We start from the raw sequence: 23800 nt of genomic DNA, 5'->3' as shown, positions 1-23800 counted from the left end.
AGAATGAGCCGGGGCGACCGCCCCGGCCCTTAAAAGATTGTCTTCACAGATCAGTGGCGACGATCTTTTCGATGTTTCTTTCCGCCAGCGCGGTAATGGTGACGAACGGGTTCACCGAAGTATTACCCGGAATCAGTGAGCCGTCGATCACGTAAAGCCCTGGGTGACCGTGTAGCCTGCCGTAATTGTCGGTCGCCTTTCCGAGCACCGCGCCGCCGAGCGGGTGGTAGGTGAGATGATCGCCCCAAATCTTGTAGATGCCGAAGAGGTCGGTCCGGTAGATCGTCCCTTCTTTGGAGTTGATCTTGTCGAAGATCGTCTTCGCCATGTTGATCGACGGCTGTTTCCAGGCGGTCTGCCAGTCGAGGTCGACCTTGTTCGCGCTCGCGTTCCACGAGAACGTCGCCCGGTTGGGGTTCTTGGTGATGGACAGGTAGAACGAGGCGAAGGTCTCGATACCGGTCGGCAGCGGCGCGACCTCGGCGAACGCGCCGCCCGCCGCCCAGTTGTCGATGCCGGCGGTGGGGATGGACGACTGCAGCGCGCCGGTGGCGTCCCATATGTGGTTGGCCCGGCCGCACATGACGTTCCCGTTGTCGCCCCAGCTCTTTCCGACCTCGTTGCCCAGGTTGGGCAGCGCGCCGGTCGCCTTGAGCTTGACCAGTAGTTTGCTCGTGCCGACACTGCCCGCGGCGAAGAACACCTTGTCCGCGGTCACGGATTTGGTCGCGGTGACCGTGCCGCTGGTGTTGAGCTGTTCCAGGATCACGGTGTAGCCGCCGCCGGACGCGGGGGTGACCGTGGTGACGCGGTGCAGGGGTGAGATGGTCACGCGTCCCGTCGCCTTGATCCGCGGAAGATAGGTCTGCTGCAACGACTTCTTGCCCGCGTTGTTGCCGTAGAGGATCTCCCCGGCCAGTGCGGACTTCGGAACCGTGCCCGCCTGCTCCTTCTTCATGTAGTCCCAGTCGTACACGTCCGGGACGAACAGGAACGGGAAACCGGACCGCCGCGCGTGTTTCCGGCCGACTCGCGCGTACTGGTAGCACTCGGCCGTCTCGAACCAGTTCGGGTCGATGGTGGCGACACCGAGACCAGCGTTGGCGCGCGGGTAGTAGACGCCGTACATCTCGTCGGCGTCGACCGTGGGCAGAACCGCGCCGAAGTTCTCGCGTTTGGGCGTGACGGCCATCCCGCCGTTGACCAGCGAGCCGCCGCCGACGCCGCGCCCCTGGTAGACGGTGATGCCGCCGAAGTCCTCGGCGTCGAGGATCCCGGTGTGGCGCGGGACGTCCTTGTCGATCGGGAACCCGAGGAAGTTGCTCAGCGGCTGTTTGGTCCTGGTCCGCAGCCAGAAGGACCGGTAGTCGGGGGTGGTGGTGTTGGCGAAGATCTTGCCGTCCGTGCCAGGGGTGTCCCACGCCATGCCGAGTTCGACGAGGTGCACGTCGACACCCGCTTCGGCGAGCCGGAGCGCGGCGACACAGCCACCGTAGCCGGAACCGATGACGAGCGCCGGGACTCGTGCGGCGTCGGCGATCGAGTTGCTCGCGGACGGCTTGTTCCCGGCTGAGGCGGAAGCGGTCCCGCCAAGCGCCGCGGCGCCCAAGATAGAACCAGTTCCTGCGATGAAAACGCGGCGGGATAATCGTCCCGATGTGCTTCGCCACTTGATTTCGTCGCTCATGTGATCATCCTCACCGTTGAGGGATTTAGAACAAGTTATACCCAGTACCTCGACGGGTGGCAATAATCGCCGGCTTTCTTTTCTTCAAGCACGGGCCAGGTGGGTGGGCATCGCGAGCGTGGATGGGCCACTATGTACGGCTGTGGAGTCCACTCGAGTTGATCGCTGGCTGTGGGCCGTCCGGCTGACCAAAACACGCCCGGACGCCGCCGCGGCATGTCGTGGCGGCCATGTCCGCGTGAACGGCAAACCCGCCAAACCCGCGACCACGGTCGTGGCGGGCGACGAGGTGCGTGCCAGGGTCAACGACACCACGCGAATCTTGGAAGTGACGCGGGTGATCCAGAAACGCGTCGGCGCCGTCGATGCCGCGACCTGCTTCATCGACAGGACGCCCGCACCGCCGCCCGAGTCCGCGATACCCGTGGCGCGGCGGGAGCGAGGTGCGGGGCGCCCGACCAAGCGGGAGCGGCGGGTGCTCGACCGCTTCCGTACCGGGGAAGGCTGAGCAGGCTCGGTCTTGGCTGCGCCTGAGGTGGCGAAGGGTGCTCCCGATGTGGCATTGGAGACGCTCAGCGACCCAATGTCACAGTGGGGTCACTGTGAAGGCCGCGCGGGGTCACATTGGTTGCGGAGCTTGATCAACAGAGGTTGAGGAACATGCCTCCCCAAGGAACCCCGGCACATGCCCGAGCGGGGAGGTCTCGGACGTTGAACGTCTCCAATCCTCCCCGCTCGAGTCTGGCAGGCACTAGCGACGACAAGTCCGGATTGCCGCCGGCAGCTCTGCGACTCTGCCCGGACCCTGCTCTCAAGGTAGGAAGGAGGCCTCCACGGCTTGGTCGCACCGTGGCGCACACTTCCGCGACGGCAGTGGTGATGGACCGTTCACATACGTGGACGTGGTTCACATCCGTTGACGGGCGACAGGGATGTGAACTATAAAGACGGGGTCCGGGTGTACACGCCGCAACACCTTCCGTCAGTCCGTCACGGAGGTTTCGGGTGTCCCGAAAAAGTCCTCTTCGTCGTGCCGTCCTACCGGCGGTCGCCGCCGTGGTCGCCACCGTCGCACTCCTGCAGGTACCACCCGAGGTGGCGGCCGCGGCGCCGGGCCCCGGTGCGCTGACCGGCCTCGATGTCGGCGCGGCCAATCGCCGCGTGCCGGTCACGGGGCTCTATGACTGGTCCAAGGCCGGGTACCGGGGCGGCGGCGCGCTGCCCGGCTCCGGGGAAGTGAATCCGAACGCCACCTGCCAGGTCACCGCGGCGGAACTGGCGAGCCAGTACAACGTCAAGCCCGACGACGGCGCCGACGACACGAACGGGATCCAGGCGGCGATCGACGGGATCAAGGGCGCGTGCTCGCCGTCCGGGAGCTACACCAAGCTGAGCACGATCACCTTCCCGGCCGGGCGGTTCGACGTCACGCACGAGATCCACGTCGACGCGGACTACCTGATCCTGCGCGGCGCGGGTAGGGACGCGACGAAGTTCGTCTACAAGCCCGACACGAACACGCTGTACGACGCCCTCACCCCGGACGGTTCCGACTGGGACGAGGACGGGATGACCTCGGGTGCGGGCAAGGGTGGCTGGCTGTGGCCGGGACGCGGGCTGTTCCGTGTCCAGTCCAGGGGAGTGCACTCGTCCTACGCGAGCGACTACTCGTCGGCGCCCGCCAATCGCAAGGACATCTTCGAAGGCACGATCAACGTCCATTGGAAGGCCGGGGTGAAGCTGCGGGGCAAGCCGGGTGACACCGCGTTCGCCGCGCGGACGGGGGAGCGCGTCGTCCACCTGGCGGGCAGCGGCGCCCTGACGTCACTCGCCGCCGGGAACCTGGTCAACCTCCGTGCGGCCAACTCGCGGAAGTTCTACGAGCAGCAGCAGGCTACCCCGACCACGTTCCCGCTCCTCAATATGCACATGCGCCAGCAGATCTTCACGATCACCGCGCTCGACACGTCCGCGCGCACCATCACCCTCGACAAACCCCTCGAGTACGACGTCCCGGTCACGTCCACTTCGGACGGCTCGGCCCCGATCGACGGCGCCACCTACGACTCCAAGGCGGCGCCGCTGGTCGACCCGGTGCTCGGCGTCGGATTCGAGAACCTCGGGTTCACGCAGGACATGCCAGGCCTGAACCCGGCGGAGGCGAACAACAACTACGGGAACATGGCACCGGCCGCCGAGATGCACGGAATCGTGTTCAAGTGGGCGGCGAACTCGTGGGTCCGCGGCATCCGCGCGGAGATGACCGGGTCGCACCCGATCGTCACGGAAGAGGCCAAGAACCTCCAGATCGTCTACAACGAACTCAACGGCTCGTGGAACAAGGGCAAGGGCGGCAACGGCTACTTCCGCGGCTCCCGGGTCTGGGACTCCCTCTACGCCGGGAACACCACGACCCTGCTGCGGCACTTCACCTTCCAGTGGTCCGCCTCGGGCAACGTGGTGATCGGCAACTCGTTCGACTCCGACCTGAACCTGCACGGCGGCTGGGAGCGCAACAACCTTTTCGAACTCAACACGGTCAAGGTCCCTTACGCGCACCGCTCCGGGAACTGCCGGGCCAACTGCGGCGAGGAGGGCGGCGGCGGTCCCGACGATTCGAACTGGTATCCGATCTGGTGGGGCGCGGGCAAGAAGGCCGTCAAGTGGTCGGGCGGTTCCGGCTACCGCAACGTGTTCTTCAACAACGCCATGACCAAACAGCTCACGGACAACGGCCCGTATAACGACTTCTACGCCGAACGGCACCGCGTCTACGTCTTCGGCTGGGATGGCACCGCGTATAAACACCTCGACGTCGGAGGCACACCGATCGCCGACTGGGCGAAGAACGAGCAGCGGGACTACACCGGCGGGCACGGGGTCGACGCGAGCACGACCGACGCCGCGTCTTCGCTGTTCCTGAAGTCCGTCGACGGGACTCCGCCGTCCTCGTCGACGGGCACACCCACCACCACGACCACGCCGACCATCACGACCACGCCGAATCCCGGCGCGTGCCTGACGGCGGCGTTCGCCCGTAAATCGGTGTGGGACAGTGGCTACGGCGGCGGTTTCACCATCACCAACACCTGTTCGGCCACGGTGGGGACGTGGGCGGTCGAGTTCGACCTGCCCGCGGGGACGACGGTCAGCAGTTCGTGGAGTTCGGTGCTGACCAAGACCGGCCGGCACTACCGGTTCGGGAACGCGACGCACAACGGAAGCGTCAAACCCGGCGGCACGGCGACGTTCGGTTTCAACGCCGCAGGTCAGGGACTTCCGGTCGCGTGCTCGCTCGCCGGAACACGATGCGGAGGCACGGAATGACGAGGAAACGACTGCTCGCCGCGATCGCGGCCACGGCGTCGGCGGCGGGCCTGTTCGGCGTCGTCGTCACGGCGGAGGCGGCCGGGCCCAGCCTGTCCGCCACGTTCGCCAGGGGTTCGGTCTGGGACAGCGGGTACGGCGGGAAGTACACGCTGGCCAACACCGGCGACGCGAACAGTACACAGTGGACGATCGAGTTCGATCTGCCTTCCGTGTCGAGGGCGGTGAACGGGCTGACCAACATCCCCGTCACGCGTTGACGGACTCCGGTGGCGGGAGCGGCACGGCTTCCGCCACCGGTCACTCCCAAATCGCGGAGATCGCGACGGTGGCGTAGCGGGTGGTGAACCGACCGCCCATGCCGTCGATCGTCGCGCCCACCTCGGCGAGAATTTCCTGTAGGACAACAGGTTCGACCCAGGTGAGCGAGCCGAACGTCGGGAGCTGTTCCAGCCATTCGTCGCGGGTGTAGACCCGATCCCAGTCGTGACGGCTTCGCTCCGGTTCGCCGAATCCGCCGACTTCTCGCAGGCCGTCTGCGACCTTCGCGATGAGCGGACCGTACGGGTCAGTAGGCTGTGTCGGCACGCTCTTGAGGTCGATCGGGGCGTCCGGCACGAGCCGCTGGTAAGCGTCCGCCAAGGTGTCCGTGACCTCCTCCGGCGGTTCGGGCACATGCCAGAACGCGGCGAAGACCCCGCCCGGCCGCAGCACTTCGGCGGCCTTGGCGGCGCCCGCGACCGGGTCGATCCAGTGCCAGGCCTGGCCGGAGACGAGCAGATCGAACCGGCGTCCGGCCGGTTCCCAGGTTTCGAACGTCGCGACCTCGACGTCGATTCCGCTCCGGCGGGCGAACGCGGCCATTCGCGGGTCCGGTTCGACGCCCAGGACCTGACAGCCCGCCGCCCGCAACTGGCGCGCTTCGATCCCGGTACCGATGCCGACGTCGAGGGTTTCGCGGCCTGGAGCGGAGGTGATGAGGCGGTCGATGAGTTCCGGGGGATAGGCGGGCCGGGTGCGGTCGTAACGCTCGACGTCCCCGCCGAAGGATTCCGCGGCCTGCCGATGCCGGTGAGGCTCCCGCCCCGAAGCTAGAGTGGGCATGCGCCCACCCTAAGTGGGCATTTGCCCACTCGTCAACGCAAGGGAGCCGTATGCCGACCGGGGTAGCTCTTCGTGCCGTGCGCGCGCAGTTGTTCGACGCCGCTGAACGGGTCCTGCTGCGGGACGGGCCGAGCGGGCTCACCAGCCGCGCGGTGACCACCGAAGCGGACTGCGCGAAAGGCGTGCTGCACCGGCATTTCGACGACTTCGACGCGTTCCTCGCCGAGTTCGTGCTGGACCGCGTCGAGAAGCTGGACCAAAAGAGCCTTCGCGAGGCCGTCGGTACCGGAACGGTCGTCGACAACCTGGCGAAAGCTCTGACGGCGGTGTTCGAGTCGGTCGCGGTCGCGATCGTCCCGCTCGTGATCTTCCGCGACGAACTGCGCGCCCGATTGCGCCGCCAGTGGCCTGCCGGGGTCCCGGTGCTGACCCAGGCCGCCGTGATGATCGCCGGCTACCTCGCGGCGGAACGCGAAAAGGGCAGGATCACCGAAGACGCCGACGTCGACACGCTCGCGGCGACGCTCATCGGCGCCACTCACTTGCTGTTCGCCGACCGCACCGGCGCCGCCCCCGAGGCAGAGCAGGTGCGGAGGACGGTGGCCGCCGTCGCCGGGTCCTGGATCAGGCCTGCGCGGCGGTGACGGTGTGCCGCAGCAGCAGTGACGTCGTGACCGGGCCGACGCCGCCGGGTACCGGCGTGATCGAGCCCGCGATCCCCTCGACAGCGGCCTGGTCGACGTCGCCGACGAGCCCGCCTTCGGCCGTCGGGTTGGTGCCGACGTCGATCACCACGGCACCGGGCTTGACGTGGTCCGCGCCGATGAAGTGCGCGCGGCCGACCGCCACGACCAGGACGTCCGCGGTCTTGGTGACCGCCGCGAGGTCCTTGGTACGGGAGTGGCAGACGGTCACCGTCGCGTTCTCGCCGAGCAGCAGCAGCGCGGCGGGCTTGCCGACCACGGTCGAGCGGCCCACGACGGCGACCTGGGCGCCGGACAGGACGACCTGCTCACGCTTCAGGATCTCCAGCACCGCGGCGGCGGTGGCGGGCGCGTAGGTCGGGAGGCCCGCGGTGAGGCGGCCGAGGCTGACCGGGTTGGCGCCGTCGACGTCCTTGCGCGGGTCGATGTGCGCGCCGACGTCGTCCAGCGTCACGCCCTCGGGCAGCGGCGTCTGGCAGATGATGCCGTGGACCGCCGGGTCCGCGGACAGCTTGTCGAGTTCGCGGGTGACGTCCTCGCCGGTCGGTTTCTCCAGCTGGACCACCCGGCAGTCGACACCGACCTTCTTCGCCGCGCGTTCGATCGAGCGCACGTACCAGGCGGTGGCGTCGTCGTCGGTCGGCACGAGCACGGCCAGCGTCGGGGTGGTGCCCGATTCGCGCAGCTTGGCGGCGGTCTCGGTGACTTCGGCGGTGATGGCGGCGGCGATCGCGCGCCCGTCGATCAGCGTCATCGGGCGATCCTCTCGCGGACCTTGGCGACGAGCGCGTCGGCGCGCCCGGCTGCGGGGGTGTGCTCGGCGAGGCGGGCCTCGGTCTCCTTGCGCAGTTGCTCGTCGGACATCGACGCGAGGTTGACCTCGACGTTGACCACGGCCGACTCGAGCGCGGACTTGGCGGAGGAGGCGGCGACCGCGATGTCGGAGATGACGTTGGTGTTGGCGCCTTCGAGGATCGAGGCGGCGACATCGACGACTTCGGCGGCGAGGGCGGCCGTGCGCAGGGGAACGTCGGCGGCGCCGACCAGCGCGGCCTGGATCGCGGCGCTGCGGGCCTGCTTCTCCTCGTCGGTGGCCTTCGGGAGCTTGTACGCGGAGACCACCGCGTCGAACGCGGCGGCGTCGTCGGCGGCGAGGCCGAGTGCGCGACCGCGGAGGTCTTCGGCCTTGGCCAGTGCTTCCGTCATCGTCGCTTCGTGCTCGGCGTACTTCGGCTTGCCGATGGTCAGATTGCACACCATGGAGACCAGGGCGGCACCCACGGCGGCGTTCATCGCGGCCGCCGCGCCACCACCGGGCGTCGAGGCCTTCGAAGCCAGCTCGTCGAGCCACTGACCGACAGGTTGAGCCTCCACGCGATGTTCCCTTCCCGCTGGTTTTGCCGTCGCGCCGAAGCCTACTCGGGGCTTCCTGGACGGCCCGAAGGCCACCTTTCGCCGATGATCGACGTCGGCGGAAGGTGGCCTTCGGGAAGCGGGTCACGCGCGCTGGTACTCCTCCCAGGTGAGCTTCGGCGAGACGGCGGGGCCGTCGTCGGAACCTCGGCCGGAGAGGCCGTTGTACCCGAGGTAGTAGTCACCGGCCTGGTGCTGCGCGCCGGACGACAGGTCCGGATCGGACAGAGCGATGGCGTGGATGTGGTAGGCGAAACCCTGAGCCGGAGTCCGGACCCAAGCCGCGAAGCCCACCTGGCGCAGCTTCTTCGCGACGTCGGTCCGCGTGGCCGAGGACATCCCCTCGACGCCGATGTCGAGCGCGCCGCCGCCGTCGTGCGTCCCGGCCGAAGCGCCGACGCCACCGGGGTTGTACGAGCCCTGCGTGATGGTCAGCTGCCTGCCGAGCAGACCCTCCGCCTTCACCAGCATCGCCTTGGTGCGGGTGTTCATCGCCTTGCCGTGGTAGGTCAGGCGGCTACCCGCCGCGACCGTCGCGGTAACGGTGTACCGGCCGTCGCCCAGCTTCTCGAGCGACGTCTTGCCCGGCAGACCGGAAGCGTCGATCCCGGTGTACCCCAACGACTTCTGATAGCTGGAATACGCCGTGATCGTCGACGTGCCGAAGTGGCCGTCGACGTATTGCTGGTCGAGGAGTCCCTTGTCGGCCAACGCCTGCTCGACCAGCAGCACGCTGTCCTTGGCGCCTGGTGTCAAAGCGTTGTCGGCTCGTCGCGGGTCGATCTGCGCGGCCTTGAGCACCGCTTCCATGCTGGCCGCGGGCAACGCGGTCACGGTCACTTCGGCACTGGCCGGTGCGGCCACGCCGAAAGAGAGCGCGGTCGCTGTCGCGAGCACGGCTACCTTGGTCAACAATTCCTGCCTCCTGAAACGAACTCGCCCGTTGTCGGGCCAGCATGAGCAGCGCGAATACAAGGGCCGTACAAACGTGCCTTCCCGGGATCGTGATATCCCCCGGTCGGGTGTCACTCCGGCGGAATCGGGCGTGACCTGATATGACTTCCCGTGGACGCCGAAAGGTTGAGACCCCCATGGTGCTACGGACTTCGCCACCCTCACGGGCTCATCTCAGACTGCTCACCCCGGCGGACTCGGCGCCTCCGGCGCGAAGACGGGACCGGTACGGCGAGATCGCCGACCGGCGGTTGGCCGCGATCCTCGCCGCCGAAGACGTGGCGGAGGAACACGGGCTGAGCGCGCACGCCCGGACCACCTGCTACGTGCACCGCTGCTGGGTGCATCAGTGCATCTCCGATCCGATGCACATCGTGGTCGTGACCGGGCACCGCTGGTGCCGCCGGTGCGATCGCACGGTCGTCGTCGAGGTCGACGAGACCGCCCCGGGATCGGTCGAGCTCTCCTGCGACGGCTGCGGCGTCCCGCCGGACACGGCCGCGAACCGCGAAGTACTGCTGGCCTGCCGGGCCAGCCTGAGTGCCATGCACGGCGGGGAAGCTTCGACGCTGTACGTCGTCCCGGACGCCTGAAGAGGCCACATAGGGGTATCCGGGCGGCAGGATGGCCGTATCCGGCGGAGCCGCCAGGAGTAGTCAGTGGTTTGGACCACCACTGTTACCGAAGCGTGATCCGGACATATCGCGCGGAAGGTTACTTTGTTGTGGCGCGCAACGAATTGCTTCGCCCGTGGATTTCCAACGCCGGAGGTGTCACGACGTGAACCGAATCCTTGTGCGGCCCAAACGACGGACAGAGGTCCGGGGGGTGCTCGCCCTCGGCCTCTCGGCGCTCCTGATCGCCGCTGGTCTCGTCGGTGCCACCGCCGCCGCGGCCGCCGACTACAGCCAGAGTGCCGCGTCCTCGAGCGCGACCCAGGCGCAGCTCTCCTTCACACCGGCGACGACCGCGCGGTACGTCGACCTCCACTACACCGGTGTTCCTGGGGTGGGGCAGCAGAACGTCCGGATGACCGACAGCGGCGGCACGTGGCGGCACACCGTCGGTTCGCTCGCCACCGGCACGGTGCTCGACTACTGGTTCACCTACGAGAAGAACGGGCCGCAGTACGAAACCCCGCACTTCAGCCACACGCACGGCGGCACTGGCACGACGGTCGCCGCGCCGACGTTCGACCCGCCTGGCGGCAGCTACCCGAGTGCCCGTTCGGTGACGCTGTCGACAGCGACCGTCGGCGCGACCATCCGGTACACAGTGGACGGTTCCATGCCGACCGCGTCATCCACTGCGTACACCGGGCCGATCATGGTCTCCGCCTCCTCGACGGTTTCCGCGATCGCGCTGCAATCAGGCTTGGCGAACTCCTCGGTGGCCTCGGCGAGCTACACGATCGGAACGACACAGGCGTCCTGCCCGGTCCAAGCCGACGTCCCGGACTTCGGCCCGAACGTGCGGATCTTCGACCCCGGCATGTCGGCGCAGTCGGTCCAGGCCCGGCTGGACGCGGACTTCAACCAGCAGAAGGACACCCTGACCGCGCAGTTCACCGAACGCCGGTACGCGCACCTGTTCAAACCCGGTGTCTACAGCGGGATCCACGACGACGTCGGCTACTACACCTCCGTCGCCGGTCTCGGGCAGAACCCGGGCGACGTCGTGATCAACGGCGACGTGACCGTCGACGCCTTCAACGAGTCGGACAAGGGAGTGGCGCTGCAGAACTTCTGGCGCTCGACGGAGAACCTCGCCGTCGTTCCGAGCAGCGGCGCGACCCGCTGGGCCGTCGCGCAGGCCGCGCCGTTCCGGCGAATGGACATCCGCGGTGGGTTGAACCTCTTCCCGGCCAGCTATGGCTTCGCCAGCGGTGGCTACACGGCTGACAGCAAGGTTTCCGGTAAGACCGCGTCGATCTCGCAACAGCAGTGGTACACCCGCGACAGCAACTACGGCAGCTGGGAGGGCGGCGTCTGGAACATGGTCTTCTCCGGGACGAACGGTGCCCCGGCGAACACCTTCCCGAACCCGCCGGAGACGACGCTCGGCACCACGCCGGTGTCCCGCGACGTCCCGTATCTCTACCTCGACGGCTCCGGCAAATACCGCGTTTTCCTGCCTTCCCTGCGCACCAACGCTTCCGGGCCGAGCTGGGTCAACGGTGGCACCCCTGGCAGCTCGCTGCCGATGAGCCGGTTCCACGTCGTGAAGGCGGGGGACACGGCGTCGTCGATCAACACCGCGCTTTCGCAGGGCTGCAACCTGTTCTTCACGCCTGGCGTCTATCACCTGAACCAGACGCTGAACGTGAGCAAGGCGAACACCGTCGTCCTCGGCATCGGATATCCGACGCTGGTGCCCGACAATGGCGTCGACGCGATGCGGGTCGCCGACGTGGACGGTGTGCGGCTCAAGGGCCTGCTGTTCGACGCCGGCACGACCAACTCGCAGTCCCTGCTCACGGTCGGCCCGGCGGGCTCGACGGCGAATCACTCGGCCAACCCGACGACACTGCAGGACGTGTTCTTCCGGATCGGTGGTCAGATTGCGGGGAAGGCGACGAACAGCCTGATCGTCAACAGCCGTGACACGATCATCGACCACATTTGGGCCTGGCGAGCGGACCACGGCAACCCGGGCACGTACGGCTGGACGATCAACACCGGCGACACGGGCGTGGTCGTCAACGGCGACAACGTACTGGCGACCGGTTTGTTCGTCGAGCACTACCAGAAGTACCAGGTGATCTGGAACGGCCAGAACGGCCGGACGATCTTCTTCCAGAACGAGATCCCGTACGACGTCCCGGACCAAGCGGGGTGGAAGAGTCCCAACGGGCTCAACGGTTACGCCGCCTACAAGGTGGGGGACAACGTGACCACACACGAGGCGTGGGGCCTCGGCAGCTACTGCTTCTTCAACGACAACCCGTCGGTGAATCTGTATCACGCGTTCGAGGTGCCGAACCGCTCCGGCGTCCGGTTCCACAACCTGGTGACGGTGTCGCTGAACTACAAGGGGACCATCACCCACGTGATCAACGACGCGGGGGCGGCGACCCCGCAGGGGACCACGCCGAGCAACCTGATCAGCTACCCGTAGCGCTCGCCTCCTCGACCCCTGCGGTCCTGTCGCGCTGAGGCGTAGTTCGTGGTCCGTGAAGGCCTCCTTAAGGGACCCAGAGTCCCTCAAGGAGGCCTTCACGGACCACTCCTCTGTATAACGCCCTATACTGCTTGGCGTTGAACTGGCCGCAGTTGGACTCGCGTTGTTAGGCTCGAGATCATGATCAGCAGTGATGCGCCCGCCGTCGTCGATGCCCTGCGCCAACTCTTCCGTTCCGGTGTCACCAAACCGGTGGCCTGGCGGCGGACGCAGCTCATGGGGTTGCGCGCTCTCCTGTCCGAACAGGAGGACGTCTTCCTCGAGGCGCTCTACGCCGACCTGCGCAAGAACGCCGCCGAGGCGAAGCGCGCGGAGATCGCGCTCGTACGCAACGAGATCGACCACACGCTGGAGAACCTGGACACCTGGCTGAATCCGGAGCCCGCCGACATCCCCCGGACCCTGCGGCCGGGGAGTGGCCGCGTCGTGCGCGAACCGCTCGGAGTCGCGTTGATCATCGGGCCGTGGAACTACCCGCTGCAACTGGTGCTCGCGCCCTTGGTCGGGGCGCTGGCGGCGGGCAACTGCGCGGTCGTGAAGCCGAGTGAACTGTCTCCGAACACCTCGGCCGCGATCGCCGAGCACCTGCCGAAGTACGTCGAAGGCGTGCGCGTCGTCGAGGGCGCGATCCCGGTGACGACGGCATTGCTGGAGCAGAAGTTCGACACCATCTTCTACACCGGAAACGGGACCGTCGGCCGGATCGTGATGACCGCGGCCGCGAAGCACCTCACACCGGTCACGCTCGAACTGGGCGGGAAGAGCCCGGCGATCGTCGAGCCGGGCGCGGATCTCGCCTTGACCGCGCAGCGGCTCGCCTACGGCAAGTTCGCCAACGCGGGTCAGACCTGCGTCGCACCCGACTACGTCCTCGCGATCGGCGGCACCGGTCCGAAGCTGGCGGAGCACCTGGCCGAGACCGTCGAAGGGATGTTCGGCGAGAACCCGGCCACCAGTGATTCCTACGGCCGGATCATCTCGACGCGGCACTACGACCGGCTCGCCGCCTTGCTGGACAACGGAACCGCGGTCGTCGGCGGCAAGGCCGACCCCGGCGAGAAGTACATCGCGCCCACCGTGCTCACCGACGTCTCTCCGGACGCCCCGGTGATGCAGGACGAGATCTTCGGCCCGATCCTGCCGATCATCGAAGTTCCCGACGTCGACGCGGCGCTGGCGTTCGTCAACGAACGCGACAAGCCGCTCGCGTTGTACGCCTTCACCGAATCAGAGGAGACGAAGCGCCGGATCGAGACGGAGACGTCGTCGGGTGGACTGGTGTTCGGCGCGGCGATCATCCACCTCGCGGCGCCTGACCTGCCGTTCGGTGGGGTGGGGGAGAGCGGGATGGGCCGCTATCACGGCCGCTACTCGATCGACACCTTCAGCCACGTGAAGGCCGTGTTGGACAAGCCGCTCGCCTGAACCGCTCACGAGGCGGGACGCCGCACCGGCGGCGGCGGAACCGTCTTCGCCAGCACGATATCCGCCAGCCGGATCGTCGCGAGACCGCGTTTGGTCTCCACGGTGCATTCCGCGTCGTCGCGGGAGCGCAGGTAGCCGAGCGCGTCGGTGAACCCGCCTTCGATCCGGTAGCGCACGACGACCCTCGTGCCGACCGGGACGTCCGGCAGGGTCATCGGTTCAGGTGCGCGGTGAGCTCGTCGTCGCTCGGTTCGACCAGGTGGGTTCCGTCCGGCCAGACGATGGTCGGGATCCGCCGCTCACCGTCCTGCAGTGCTCGCACGGTCTCTTCGGCGCCGGAGTCCGCTTCGACGTCGATGTAGTCGTACTCGACACCCTCGGCGTCCAGCAGGGCACGGCTGCGTTTCACGTCGGGGCACCAGCCGGCGCCGTACACGGTGAGGTCGCTCATGGATCACAGCATGCCAGGTCGCGGTCCGGCGGCGTGTTCGGCGAGGGCCGAACGGTCGGCGAGACCGGTCTTGGCGAGCAGGCTCGCGACGTGCTTTTCGACCGTCCTGGGGGAGATGTGCAGCCGGGCGCCGATTTCCTTGTTGCCCATGCGCTCGGCGAGCAGCACCAGCACCTCGTACTCGCGGACGGTGACGCCGGACGCGCGCAGGTCGCCGGGGACGCGGTCGACACCGGCACGGCGCTGCCGGACGGGTGCGCCGAGTCTGCGGAGCAGGCTCCGGCAGGCGGCCGCGACCGCCTGGATGTCCCGGCCGTGGAAGTACTCTTCGGCCTGCTTGAGCCAGCCTGCCGGATCGCCCCAGCCGTCGGCGGCGGCCGGTTCGGCGATCAGCCGGAGTCCGAGGTGCCGGGCCAGCGGATAGGGCTCCGACGTCTTCAACGCGGCTGCCACCGCTCGCCCGGCTTCGGTCGCGTCGCCTCGCCTGCCGTGCTCGACGGCGTGCGCGAATTCGACGAACTGCCGGTTCCATCGCATCCCGCTCACGGCGGATCCGGCTTCGGGGCACGCGGCGCCGCCGAGGGTGTCGACGAGCGTCCTGAGCCCGTGTTGCCCGGCGAGGTGGAACCGGCTCGGCCGCCGGTCCTCCAGTTCGGTCACCTGCTCGAGTTCCCGGCGTGCCCGGTCGAAGTCCTCCTCGAGCAGTGAGCAGAAGACCCGCGCCAGCCCGATGCTCAGCACCATCTCCTGCGCGTTCTCGCCGCCGCTCTCCCGGAAGTCCTCGAGCGCCTGTTCCATCGCCGGGCGGTCCGCCCGGTGCCCGGCCGACATCGCCGTGGTCATATGCGCGTACTGCAGCAGCGCGGTCAGCCGGAGCCTGCCGAGCACGGCGAGGTTCTCCTCCAGCAGTGCGTGCGCGGTCTCGAACTCGCAGCGCAGGATCGCGTGCATGGTGCGCACGGAATCGACCGCGCAGTGCAGTGTGATCGATCCGGTCCGCTGGGCGTCGGCGCGAGCGAGCAGCAGGGTCTGCTCGTCGCCGTTCATCAGCACGCGATGCCCACCGAGCCGGACCAGCGCCTGGGTGCGGAGGTGGTGGAGGTGGTTGTCTTCGGCGGTCCGCCGCGCGAGTTGCATGTAGTGCTCGGATTCGGCGAGGTCACGCGACAGCGCGAGCATGCCGAGCACCTGGAGCGCCTGGCAGACGACGAACGGCTGCGCGGTCTCCTCGGCCACTTTCCAGGCCTGACGTGCGAGTCGTTCCGCCGTGCCGGTCCGGCCTGGGACGTCGAGCCAGAGGTTCGCTTCGACGGCGTCGAGCGCGGCTCGCTGGGCGGGCGTGATCGCCGAACCGAGAGGAGCGCGGGCGCGTTCGATCTGGCCGAGGCATTCGTCGTGCCGTCCGGCGATGTAGGCGGCCCAGGCCAGCTGGGTATGCAGTTTCGCGGCTCGTTCGAGTGTCCCGATCTCGCCGAAACCGGCGGAAAGCTCGACGGCGCGGTCGAATTGACCGGTTTGCCCGAGTGCGTACAGCAGCGTCTCCAGGACTTCGGCACGATCACCCGCGTCGGCCCCGGCGAGCAGGTCGACGGCCTTGGTGAGCATCGTGACCGCGGAGTCCGCGGCACCGGCGTCGAGGGCGCGACGACCGGTTTCGGCGAACAGCCGTCCCGCCGCCCGCTCGTCCAGCGCGGTCAGCCGGAGCGAAGCGACGAGCGCGCACAGATCGCCCGGCAGTCCCGGGTACAGCTTCTCGACGGCGTCGGCGGCCTGACGGGCGAGCGCCGCCTTCCGCGCCGGGGACTGGCGCTCCAGGAGCGCTTCCGCGGTCAGCGGATGCCGGAAGGCGTACCAGCCTGGCGTCGTCTCGTCGGTGGTCACCAGGTTCGCCGACACCGCGGCGGTCAGGTGGTTGTGCAGCGTTCGGTCGTTGGTGCCGGTGACGGTCTGCACCACCGACAGCGGGAAACGGCGGCCGATGATCGCGGCGACCGACAGCAGTTCTCCCGCCTGTTCGCCGAGTTGCCCCATCCGGACGCCGATACTGGTGACCAGCGCGGCGGGCACGCGGGCGCGAAGCTCGCCGATGACGCGCCAGCCGTCCCGGCTCTCGACCAGCAGGCCGTCGTTCACCATGCCGTGGAGGAGTTCCTCGACGATGAACGGAAGGCCGGCGCTGTTGCGCCACAACAGTTCCGCGGCCGGCGCCGGCAGGTACCCCGGCTCGGTCTCCAGGCAGGCCGCGGCGAGGGCGCGGGTGTCGGCGAGGCCGAGCCTGCCGAGTTCGAGGACCGCGCAGCTCATCCGCTGGGCACCGGAGGTCGCCAGGCGGAGGGCATCGGAGGGTTCGTTGCGGAGTGTGCCGACGAACAGGGTCTGCGCCGCGGACAGGTTGTCGACCAGGTATTCGAGGATGAACAGCGTTTCGGCGTCGGCGTCCTGGAGGTCGTCGAGGACCAGGAGCGAGCCGCGGTCGCGGCTGGTGACGGCCAGCAGCCGGAACACCGCTTCGGCGAGCACCATCAAGGAGCCCGATTCCCGCGGCCGGTCGCCTTGGCTCCAGTCGGGGACGAGCTGGGCGAGTACCGGGATGAACGGGTCGAGTTCCGCCGCTTCGGGCGGGCCGCCGCCGCGGAAGTGCGAGAGCAGCGCCTGGGTCAACGGCCGGAACGGGACGAGCGGGCCGATCGAACTGGCCCTGCCCTGCAGGACCGGGATATCCGCGGCGACCGCTCGTGAAGCGGCTTCGATGGCGAGCCGGGACTTGCCGATCCCGCCTTCGCCCACGAGAAAGATCGCGCCGCCGCGGCCGGCGATGGCGCGATCGAGAGCTTCGGAAAGCTCGGCCAGTTCAGCGTCGCGACCGATCACCCGCGACGAACGGATCCCCACCGCCGTGACTATAGCGAGCGGATTCCCGTGCTACGGCGAAGAGTTGATCACGAAGGCGGGCGGCGCGAGCCCGCCTTCGTGAGCCTTTCTCAGATCCAGCCGCCGGCGAAGACGCTGACCACGGACGGCGAGCCGGGGTCGCCGGACAGGGTGGCGAGCGGGTTGGCGCTCAGCCGCGGCTTGCTGCCCGCCAGCGCGTGGTTGCGCGAGCCGACCTCAAGGGCGCGCGGCAGGTTCACGGCGCCGAGGGCGTCTTCGGTGGCGGGCAGATCTCTTTCGTACATTCGGGTTTTCTCCTCATACTCGGTTTGCCGGTTGAACGATGGTGGCCGCCGGATGCGGACGGTCGGGGCGGAGCAGGAGCGCGGACGGGACCAGATCGCCGAATCCCAGCCGCAGCAGCCCGTAGCCGATGCCCGCCAGGCCGCTCAGCAGCCCTGGCGAGGGGATCGCGCCGGGGGTCCCGCAGCGCGTACCGCGCTGGTCGACGGCGGCGAACAGATGGCCGGTCCGCCGTCGTACCGCCGCGGCGGCGCCAGTGTGCCCGTTCTCCGCCAGCACGCACAACACTTCCAAGACTCCGGACTCGCCGTGGCACAGACTGAGATCCCGCAAGGGTGCCTCGTCGGACAACCGTTTGACGGTCTGGTCCAGTTCCAGGGCGTTGGCGGGATCGGGTAGGTTGGCCGCCAGGCCGAGAGCGGCGCCCGCGAGACCGTCGCACCAGCCACCGGTGCTTTCCGCCCGATCGTCCGCCTTTCCGGGCGGTTCTTCGCCGGTCCGGTCGTGCGCACGCAGGACCCAGTCGATCCCGGCGGAACCGTGCGCGAAATCCGTCCTCTGTGGACGTTCGCGATCGAGCAACTGCTCGGTGTAGCGACCCGCCCGTGCCAGCGCCGTCTCCAGTCCTGTTTGGACATACACCGAGCGCATCGAGGCTACGCCGCCCGCGAGGCCCGTCGTGAATCCGGACGGCGTCTCGGAGGTGGCGTCGGGCATCAGCTCGACGGCTTGTTCGATGAGGTCGCCCGCGGGAAGACCGACGAGGGTGCTGAGCCGGGCGATCGTGTACGCGACGCCGCCGAGACCCAGCAGCCCTCCGCAGCCTGCGGTGGCGGCCAGCTCACGGTCGGCCCGGAGCGTGGCGAAGAGGCCGGGGAGCGGCGTGATCGCGTACGCGGCCAGGTCGCGGTAACGCGCGATCCCGGTCAGCTCGGCGAGCTGGGCGAGGAACAAGGCGACCCCGCAGTAGCCCTCACCGAGGCCCGCGCCCATCGGCAGCACGGTCCAGTAGCGGTCGTCGACGAGTTCGATCCCGAGCCAGTTGGAGCGGCGTTCGTCGGAGAAGGCGTTGGCGACGAGGTGATCGGCGATCCCGCACGCGGTGACCAGCAGGCGTTCCGCGTCGGGTGCCTGGTTCGGCACCGCCGTTTCGACGGTCTCGCCGCTACCGTGGTGCCCGGCGGTCGCCGTGCTGATGGCGAGGGTGGCCGAGATCAACCACTCCTGGTCGCGCTGGTCGAGTGGGTCCATGTCGGCGACCTTCGCGAGCACGGTGTCCAGCGACGGCCGGTCGACGACGCCTTCGACGCTGTCGCCGCGTGAGTCCTGCAGCGACGTCGAGCCGGGGGCCGAGGTGAACATCGGGACGTCGCCCGCCCACAGGTCGGCACGCTCGTGCGGCACGAGCCGGAGGAGCTTCTCCTCTCCGGCCGAGTCCTCTTCGAGCAGGTCGAACGCATGGTCACGGTCGGCGGCGTCGCGAAGAAGGTCGGGATGGGTGGTCTCGTCCAGCAAACGGAAGTAGAAGTTCGTCGGCCGGATGAGCACCCGGATGGGGTCCTCGGCGCAGCGCCGGAGGTGCTCGGCGAGTTCGTCCCGCGCGCTGGAGATCGCGTCGTAGCCGAGCCGGAAACCCGCCAGCAGCGCCGCGCTGTGCTCGGCGGGGGCGACGTCGCGGCCGTCGAGGCGCGGGAGGTTGTTCCCGCCCGCGAGTTCGCCGGGCACGCGGACCAGCCGCATGTGGTCGGTGCCGGGATCGGCCCAATCGACCCGGTCGGTGGGCAGCTTGCCGCCTCGGCCTGCCAGGCCGGAGATGTCGACGGCGCCGTGTTCCCCGGCGAAGAGCTGGGGGAGCAGCAGCGTGCGCTGGACCGACCGCGCCAGCATCGCCGCCGCGGGGTCGCCGTCCGGCGGTTCGGCAGGCGACGGCTGGAACAGCGTCTCGATGTCGATCAGCACCGGCTGGTCGCCGTCGGCGATGATGTTCTCGTAGTGCACGTCCGTGGCGTCGAGCGCGTGCAGGAGCGCCAGCAGGATGCCCTGGCGGCGGTAGAAGCGGTCGACGTCGGCGATGTCGCCGCACGGCCGGTGCTCGACGAACCGCAGCCAGCCGTAGCCGTCGCGCGGCAAAGCGTCCGCGGTCCGCAGTTCGAGGCCGGGAAGCCGTTTGTTGAGCTGTTCGACGACCTCGGTGAAGCGCTCGTGCAGAATCAGCGGCCGGGGTTTGTAGATCACCTTGGCGCCGTTGGAGAAACGGAGCAGTTTCACCGAACGTCCCCGCGCGTGCGAGTCGCCGATCCCGCCCGCGACCTCGACGAGCGTGCCGAGTTCGCCGTCCGCGACCGAGCAGGGCAGAGCGTCGGCGTCGGCGGAGAAACGGGTGAGCGTTTCGGCGTTGGCTTCGGCGGCGTGAAGGCAGGACTGGGCGATCAGCCGGGCCAGAACCGGGTATTCGCCGAACAGCCGGACGAGTCCGGCCGGAGTGGACTGCTGCCGCACGAAGTCCGCGAAGCGCTCTTCAGGCGTCTCGCCCTGGAGGGTTCCTGCCTTGCGGGCACGGTGGAGTTCGAGGACCAGCGTGCGGACCGAGAGCTTCAGCAGATGCTGGTTGAGTTGAGCCGCGAAACCCTGACGGAGCGCGTCGATGTCCGCGTCGGCGAGGTCGCCGGGGACCGCCGCACGGCACGCGGCGTCGACGAACGACCTGAAGACCCCGGCGAACGCGACACGCCAGTCACCAACTGGGGGGCGCTCCGGCAGAAGCGTGGTGACGGCGTGTTCGGCGAAGTCCGCCCATGCGGGCTTGTCCGCTTTCCGTTCGCGCGGGGTCTGGCCGTGCACCCACCACTTCAGCGGCAGGGACGTCGCCGGTAGCTGGGGCGTCACGGCAGTGATGCTTTCAGTTCGGCGGTGCCCGCACATGGGGGTGCGACACCCACATTCAGCGCACGCACGAAGATGCCCGGAGAGTGACGACCGCCCCGGCTTCACCTAACGTGAGTAGTCGACTACTTGCGGTAGGTGAAGGGGCACGGCAGCCCGGGAATATGGGGTCCCGGCACTCATGCGCCGGGACCGGTCCCGGGTCGACCATGGTCGGGTGGCGGGAACTCGCGGCGATCGTAGAGGGATCGCCGCGACGTCGGGCGCGGGCCGGTTCACTGGGGGTTCGGCCCGCGCCGCGGGAGTGGCGATGGCTGAGGAGACAATCCGCTCCGAGCCCGTCGATGTCCTGTATGACAGCGGTTCGCTCAGTCGATGAGGACTCTGAGAATGCACCTGACCGGGGAGAAGGCCGGACGAAAAACTCCTGAACAAAAACAACGACATACTGCACACCTCGTGCAGGCCTGGACACGGAGCTGGCGAAAGTCGATGCCGTCCTCACCGTGTTCGGATCTTCGCACCTCGTGTTCACCGCAGGCATCGTCCCGCGGGGAGAGACAGTGACGAGCGTTATCGTCCAGGCCTCCAACGACTGTTTCCTGGCATACGACCTCGTGGGCGGCCCTTAGTGCCCGCCCGGCGGCGCAAGAGCCACTGGGCGGCCGCGCCGCCCTGCCCGCCGCGCCCCACATAGACCCGATGACCCTGTTCCGGCCCGGCAAGTAGTCTCCAGTCGACGGTGGAACAGGGGGAGTGATCGTGTCCAGCCACTTCGAGGCGATCGGGATCAGTGTCACCAGCCAGGACGAGTTCGGGGAGAAGGTCGTCTCCTTGATCAGTGCGGGCACAGCCCGGCAGATCGCCAGGAAGATCAGCGAACATGTATGGACTGATCCCTCTGGCGCCCGGCTGGTCGCGCAGATCCGCAACCGCGAGATCGAGTTCCTCCTGCCGTGTCTGGCAGGCACGGCACCCGCGGTACCGGTGCGCGACGTCCGCCTCGTCGATGACGAGACCGCGATGCTCGAACTCCTCGACGGAGTCGATGGGGAGTTGATCTGTCCCATCGCGGTGGAGCTAGAAGACCGAGCGGTCCTCGCCCACTCCGGCGGGCGGCTCGAGAACGGATCCCTGGTGCTGGCGGCCCTGGCAGAAGACGTCACCGTGCACGTCGACGCCTAGGCCTACTACGCCGCACAGGGCGATGACGGGCCGAAATTCGCCGCCGACCACTTCATCCCCTCCGGAACTATCCGGCCCGTAGAACCTTCGCCCGGCTGGACGCCCTCCGCCCACGCGCTGTTCGCAGGCGAGGTCATCGAAATCGAGAATCCCGTGAATACCGTTACCGGCACGGCATTCCACCGGATCCGGGTCCGCACCATCGCCGCGATCGAACTCGACGTCGCTATCGCGACCACCGTCCTCGATCAACCACCCACGCGCGGCGACATCGTGAGTGGGACCTTCTTCCTGACCGGAAGATTGGGACTGCAGCCGACCGACCCCGCGGAAACCTCACTCAAGCGGCGGCGCTGGTTCCGACGATAGGCCCACCGCCGGCAGATCCGAAGACGCGCTCGACATGAGCGGAGCGGCGGCGTTCGGAGCGTGTTCGGTAGCGAGACCGGTGAGTGGGTCGTGTGGAGCGTAGCGGTTCCAGCAGGTGCCCGCCGGTGTGATGAGCACGTGCTGCGGGACGGCTGCGGTGCGCCCGGCCGCGGTGGGTGCACCGCTCGCCCGTCTCACGGCGGCAGGTGGGGGAGTGGGTCCTTACACGCCGCCACGACCGTGTTGTCGTGATGCGAGTGACTCGCCGGACCGGCAAGCTGGTGTCATGCGGGAACCCTTGTGGCTTTTCGCCGATCAGCTCGGTCCACACTTCTATGGTGGGGACTTGGCCGAGCGGCCGATCGTGCTCATCGAGTCGGCGCACGCCCTCGCGCACAAGCGATATCACAGGCAGAAGCTCCATCTCGTTCTCGCCGCACTGCGACGGCTCGAGACAGAGCTCGGCGAGCGGGTCACCTTGATACGGGCAGAGACCTACCGAGCCGGACTGGTGAAGCTGGGCAAGCCAGTCGTCGTGCACGAACCAGGGTCCCACGCGGCAGACCGGTTGGTGCGCAGACTGCACGCCGAAGGTCTGGTCACCGAGATTTTCCCGACACGCGGGTTCGTTCGTTCGAAGGCGGACTTCGCTTCCTGGGCACAGGGACGCAAAAGATTTTTGATGGAGGATTTCTACCGAGACCAGCGCCGCAGTTCGGGGGTGCTCATGGAACCCGATGGAGAACCTGCCGGGGGGCGATGGAACTTCGATCATGACAATCGAAAGCCGCCACCGAAACAGCGGACTCTCGACGTGGCGAAACCGTGGTTTCCGAGCGAAGACGACATCGACGAGCAGGTCCGCTCGGATCTCGAAACCCTCACCCGCCGAGGGAAGATTTGTCCGGTCGGAGCAGATGGCCCACGCAGGTTCGCGATCAGCAATGCCGAAGCACAGCGCGCACTCGAAGTATTCCTGGACACGCGGCTCGCCACCTTCGGGCGACACCAGGACGCCATGCTCAGCGAGGACTGGGCCATGTCTCATGCCCTGCTGTCCGTGCCGCTCAACCTTGGCTTGCTTGATCCCCTCGATGTGGTCGAGCAAGCCGAACGCCGCTACGAAAACGGCGTGGCGCCCCTCGGGAGCGTCGAGGGATTCGTCCGCCAAGTACTCGGCTGGCGTGAATGGGTGTGGCATCTGTACTGGCATCTGGGCCCGGACTATCTCGACAGCAACCGGCTCCAAGCCGACAACCCAGTACCGTCGTGGTGGTCGGATCTCGATCCGGAAGCGGTGACAGCCCGCTGTCTCGGCACCGTGCTGGCCGGAGTACGTGATCGAGGCTATGCCCACCACATCGAACGACTCATGATCCTCGGCAACCACGCTTTGCAGCGTGGCTACCAGCCACGTGAACTCAGTGAGTGGTTCGCCACCGCTTTCGTCGACGGTTTCCCGTGGGTGATGGCGACGAACGTGATCGGCATGAGCCAGTACGCAGACGGTGGCGTCGTCGCGACGAAACCTTACGCCGCGGGCGGGGCGTACGTGAATCGTATGAGCGATCACTGCGCCGGTTGCCGATTCGATCCCAAGGTCCGTGTTGGTCCCGACGCCTGCCCGTTCACGGCGGGCTACTGGGCCTTTCTCGATCGCAACGCCGCCAGGCTGCGGGACAACCAGCGCATGCGGCAGCCGCTCGCCGGGCTGAAGCGGCTGTCTGATTTGGACGCTTTGGTCGAGCAGGAAAATCGGAGAGAGGTCTTCTGAGACATGGCGGCGCCGATACGAGGAGTGTCCTTCGTGAAGCGTCAACGACGGACGAGGCTGCGGCATACTCGGTATCTGGGCGCGGAATCCCCGGCTGTGCCGACTACTCGCGCACCGCGTCCGAAGCTGGCTCGCCTGCTGGACACCGTTGCAGGCGGGTCACCGTACTG

20 protein-coding genes are annotated in these 23800 nt (G+C 68.0%); 10 read left to right on the top strand and 10 right to left on the bottom strand.

Annotation, left to right across the window (positions count from 1 at the left end):
* Positions 1-43 precede the first annotated feature (43 nt).
* Positions 44-1609 carry a GMC oxidoreductase gene (locus ACM6LU_RS36255; protein WP_414942377.1) on the bottom strand — a complete coding sequence of 522 codons (1566 nt, stop codon included), beginning with the start codon at positions 1607-1609 and terminating at the stop codon, positions 44-46.
* A 220-nt stretch (positions 1610-1829) separates the two neighbouring features.
* Between ACM6LU_RS36255 and ACM6LU_RS36250 the strand changes: the two genes are divergently transcribed.
* From ACM6LU_RS36250 to ACM6LU_RS36240, 3 genes are all read left to right on the top strand, one after another.
* On the top strand, positions 1830-2195 hold the full coding sequence (locus ACM6LU_RS36250; protein WP_414942376.1) for an RNA-binding S4 domain-containing protein: 366 nt from the start codon (positions 1830-1832) through the stop codon (positions 2193-2195).
* 497 nt (positions 2196-2692) lie between these two features.
* On the top strand, positions 2693-5014 hold the full coding sequence (locus ACM6LU_RS36245) for a cellulose binding domain-containing protein (RefSeq protein ID WP_414942375.1): 2322 nt from the start codon (positions 2693-2695) through the stop codon (positions 5012-5014).
* A complete protein-coding gene (locus ACM6LU_RS36240) occupies positions 5011-5274 on the top strand; it encodes a cellulose binding domain-containing protein (protein ID WP_414942374.1) in 264 nt (87 codons plus the stop codon). The genes ACM6LU_RS36245 and ACM6LU_RS36240 overlap by 4 nt, the downstream gene beginning before the upstream one ends.
* A gap of 40 nt (positions 5275-5314) precedes the next feature.
* Here ACM6LU_RS36240 and ACM6LU_RS36235 read toward each other — a convergent pair whose 3' ends face one another.
* Positions 5315-6118 carry a class I SAM-dependent methyltransferase gene (locus tag ACM6LU_RS36235; RefSeq protein WP_414942373.1) on the bottom strand — a complete coding sequence of 268 codons (804 nt, stop codon included), beginning with the start codon at positions 6116-6118 and terminating at the stop codon, positions 5315-5317.
* Positions 6119-6168: 50 nt separating this feature from the next.
* Between ACM6LU_RS36235 and ACM6LU_RS36230 the strand changes: the two genes are divergently transcribed.
* On the top strand, positions 6169-6762 hold the full coding sequence (locus ACM6LU_RS36230; protein WP_414942372.1) for a TetR/AcrR family transcriptional regulator: 594 nt from the start codon (positions 6169-6171) through the stop codon (positions 6760-6762).
* Here ACM6LU_RS36230 and ACM6LU_RS36225 read toward each other — a convergent pair.
* The 3 genes from ACM6LU_RS36225 to ACM6LU_RS36215 form a co-directional block, all read right to left on the bottom strand.
* Positions 6743-7576 carry a bifunctional 5,10-methylenetetrahydrofolate dehydrogenase/5,10-methenyltetrahydrofolate cyclohydrolase gene (locus ACM6LU_RS36225; protein ID WP_414942371.1) on the bottom strand — a complete coding sequence of 278 codons (834 nt, stop codon included), beginning with the start codon at positions 7574-7576 and terminating at the stop codon, positions 6743-6745. The two genes, ACM6LU_RS36230 and ACM6LU_RS36225, sit on opposite strands and share 20 nt — an antisense overlap.
* A complete protein-coding gene (locus ACM6LU_RS36220; RefSeq protein ID WP_414942370.1) occupies positions 7573-8196 on the bottom strand; it encodes a cyclodeaminase/cyclohydrolase family protein in 624 nt (207 codons plus the stop codon). The genes ACM6LU_RS36225 and ACM6LU_RS36220 overlap by 4 nt, the downstream gene beginning before the upstream one ends.
* A 123-nt stretch (positions 8197-8319) precedes the next feature.
* Positions 8320-9150, bottom strand: coding sequence for a peptidoglycan-binding protein (locus ACM6LU_RS36215; protein WP_414942369.1), 831 nt, complete (start codon positions 9148-9150; stop codon positions 8320-8322).
* 176 nt (positions 9151-9326) lie between these two features.
* On the opposite strand from ACM6LU_RS36215, the gene ACM6LU_RS36210 reads away from it, so the two are divergent.
* The 3 genes from ACM6LU_RS36210 (at position 9327) to ACM6LU_RS36200 (ending at position 13794) form a co-directional block, all read left to right on the top strand.
* Positions 9327-9782 carry a hypothetical protein gene (locus ACM6LU_RS36210; RefSeq protein WP_414942368.1) on the top strand — a complete coding sequence of 152 codons (456 nt, stop codon included), beginning with the start codon at positions 9327-9329 and terminating at the stop codon, positions 9780-9782.
* Positions 9783-9969: 187 nt separating this feature from the next.
* Positions 9970-12306: a chitobiase/beta-hexosaminidase C-terminal domain-containing protein gene (locus ACM6LU_RS36205; RefSeq protein ID WP_414942367.1), complete on the top strand. Its 2337-nt coding sequence runs from the start codon at positions 9970-9972 to the stop codon at positions 12304-12306.
* A 183-nt stretch (positions 12307-12489) separates the two neighbouring features.
* On the top strand, positions 12490-13794 hold the full coding sequence (locus ACM6LU_RS36200) for an aldehyde dehydrogenase family protein (protein ID WP_414942366.1): 1305 nt from the start codon (positions 12490-12492) through the stop codon (positions 13792-13794).
* A gap of 5 nt (positions 13795-13799) precedes the next feature.
* Here ACM6LU_RS36200 and ACM6LU_RS36195 read toward each other — a convergent pair whose 3' ends face one another.
* The 5 genes from ACM6LU_RS36195 to ACM6LU_RS36175 form a co-directional block, all read right to left on the bottom strand.
* Positions 13800-14009, bottom strand: a complete 210-nt coding sequence (locus ACM6LU_RS36195; RefSeq protein WP_414942365.1) for a ferrous iron transport protein A — start codon at positions 14007-14009, stop codon at positions 13800-13802.
* The gene (locus tag ACM6LU_RS36190) at positions 14006-14245 is read right to left on the bottom strand and encodes a glutaredoxin family protein (protein ID WP_414942364.1); all 240 of its coding nucleotides are present in this window, start codon (positions 14243-14245) and stop codon (positions 14006-14008) included. Before ACM6LU_RS36190 ends, ACM6LU_RS36195 begins: the two co-directional genes overlap by 4 nt.
* Positions 14246-14248: 3 nt before the next feature.
* Entirely contained in the window at positions 14249-17137 is a 2889-nt protein-coding gene (locus ACM6LU_RS36185; RefSeq protein ID WP_414942363.1) for an ATP-binding protein, read from the bottom strand.
* 89 nt (positions 17138-17226) lie between these two features.
* A complete protein-coding gene (locus tag ACM6LU_RS36180; protein WP_061982621.1) occupies positions 17227-17421 on the bottom strand; it encodes a hypothetical protein in 195 nt (64 codons plus the stop codon).
* Positions 17422-17434: 13 nt separating this feature from the next.
* Complete coding sequence (locus ACM6LU_RS36175) at positions 17435-20305, bottom strand: type 2 lanthipeptide synthetase LanM family protein (protein ID WP_414942362.1); 2871 nt, start codon at positions 20303-20305, stop codon at positions 17435-17437.
* 759 nt (positions 20306-21064) lie between these two features.
* On the opposite strand from ACM6LU_RS36175, the gene ACM6LU_RS36170 reads away from it, so the two are divergent.
* The 3 genes from ACM6LU_RS36170 to ACM6LU_RS36160 all read left to right on the top strand — a co-directional run bounded on the left by ACM6LU_RS36170 (position 21065) and on the right by ACM6LU_RS36160 (position 23630).
* Entirely contained in the window at positions 21065-21487 is a 423-nt protein-coding gene (locus ACM6LU_RS36170; RefSeq protein WP_414942361.1) for a hypothetical protein, read from the top strand.
* Positions 21488-21640: 153 nt separating this feature from the next.
* A complete protein-coding gene (locus ACM6LU_RS36165) occupies positions 21641-21856 on the top strand; it encodes a hypothetical protein (RefSeq protein WP_414942360.1) in 216 nt (71 codons plus the stop codon).
* 286 nt (positions 21857-22142) lie between these two features.
* On the top strand, positions 22143-23630 hold the full coding sequence (locus tag ACM6LU_RS36160) for a cryptochrome/photolyase family protein (protein ID WP_414942359.1): 1488 nt from the start codon (positions 22143-22145) through the stop codon (positions 23628-23630).
* Positions 23631-23800: the final 170 nt, after the last annotated feature.

It is taken from the genome of Amycolatopsis sp. cmx-11-51 (assembly GCF_047608665.1).
In the GTDB taxonomy this organism is placed as follows: domain Bacteria; phylum Actinomycetota; class Actinomycetes; order Mycobacteriales; family Pseudonocardiaceae; genus Amycolatopsis.
Note: the sequence above shows the minus strand (reverse complement) of the source record. Positions and strands in the feature narration are given on the sequence as shown.

Coding starts and splice junctions, on each gene's coding strand:
- ACM6LU_RS36240 (WP_414942374.1), top strand. CDS start 5,011: ATGACGAGGAAACGACTGCTCGCCGCGATCGCGGCCACGGCGTCGGCG.
- ACM6LU_RS36235 (WP_414942373.1), bottom strand. CDS start 6,118: ATGCCCACTCTAGCTTCGGGGCGGGAGCCTCACCGGCATCGGCAGGCC.
- ACM6LU_RS36230 (WP_414942372.1), top strand. CDS start 6,169: ATGCCGACCGGGGTAGCTCTTCGTGCCGTGCGCGCGCAGTTGTTCGAC.
- ACM6LU_RS36225 (WP_414942371.1), bottom strand. CDS start 7,576: ATGACGCTGATCGACGGGCGCGCGATCGCCGCCGCCATCACCGCCGAA.
- ACM6LU_RS36210 (WP_414942368.1), top strand. CDS start 9,327: ATGGTGCTACGGACTTCGCCACCCTCACGGGCTCATCTCAGACTGCTC.
- ACM6LU_RS36200 (WP_414942366.1), top strand. CDS start 12,490: ATGATCAGCAGTGATGCGCCCGCCGTCGTCGATGCCCTGCGCCAACTC.
- ACM6LU_RS36195 (WP_414942365.1), bottom strand. CDS start 14,009: ATGACCCTGCCGGACGTCCCGGTCGGCACGAGGGTCGTCGTGCGCTAC.
- ACM6LU_RS36190 (WP_414942364.1), bottom strand. CDS start 14,245: ATGAGCGACCTCACCGTGTACGGCGCCGGCTGGTGCCCCGACGTGAAA.
- ACM6LU_RS36180 (WP_061982621.1), bottom strand. CDS start 17,421: ATGTACGAAAGAGATCTGCCCGCCACCGAAGACGCCCTCGGCGCCGTG.
- ACM6LU_RS36160 (WP_414942359.1), top strand. CDS start 22,143: ATGCGGGAACCCTTGTGGCTTTTCGCCGATCAGCTCGGTCCACACTTC.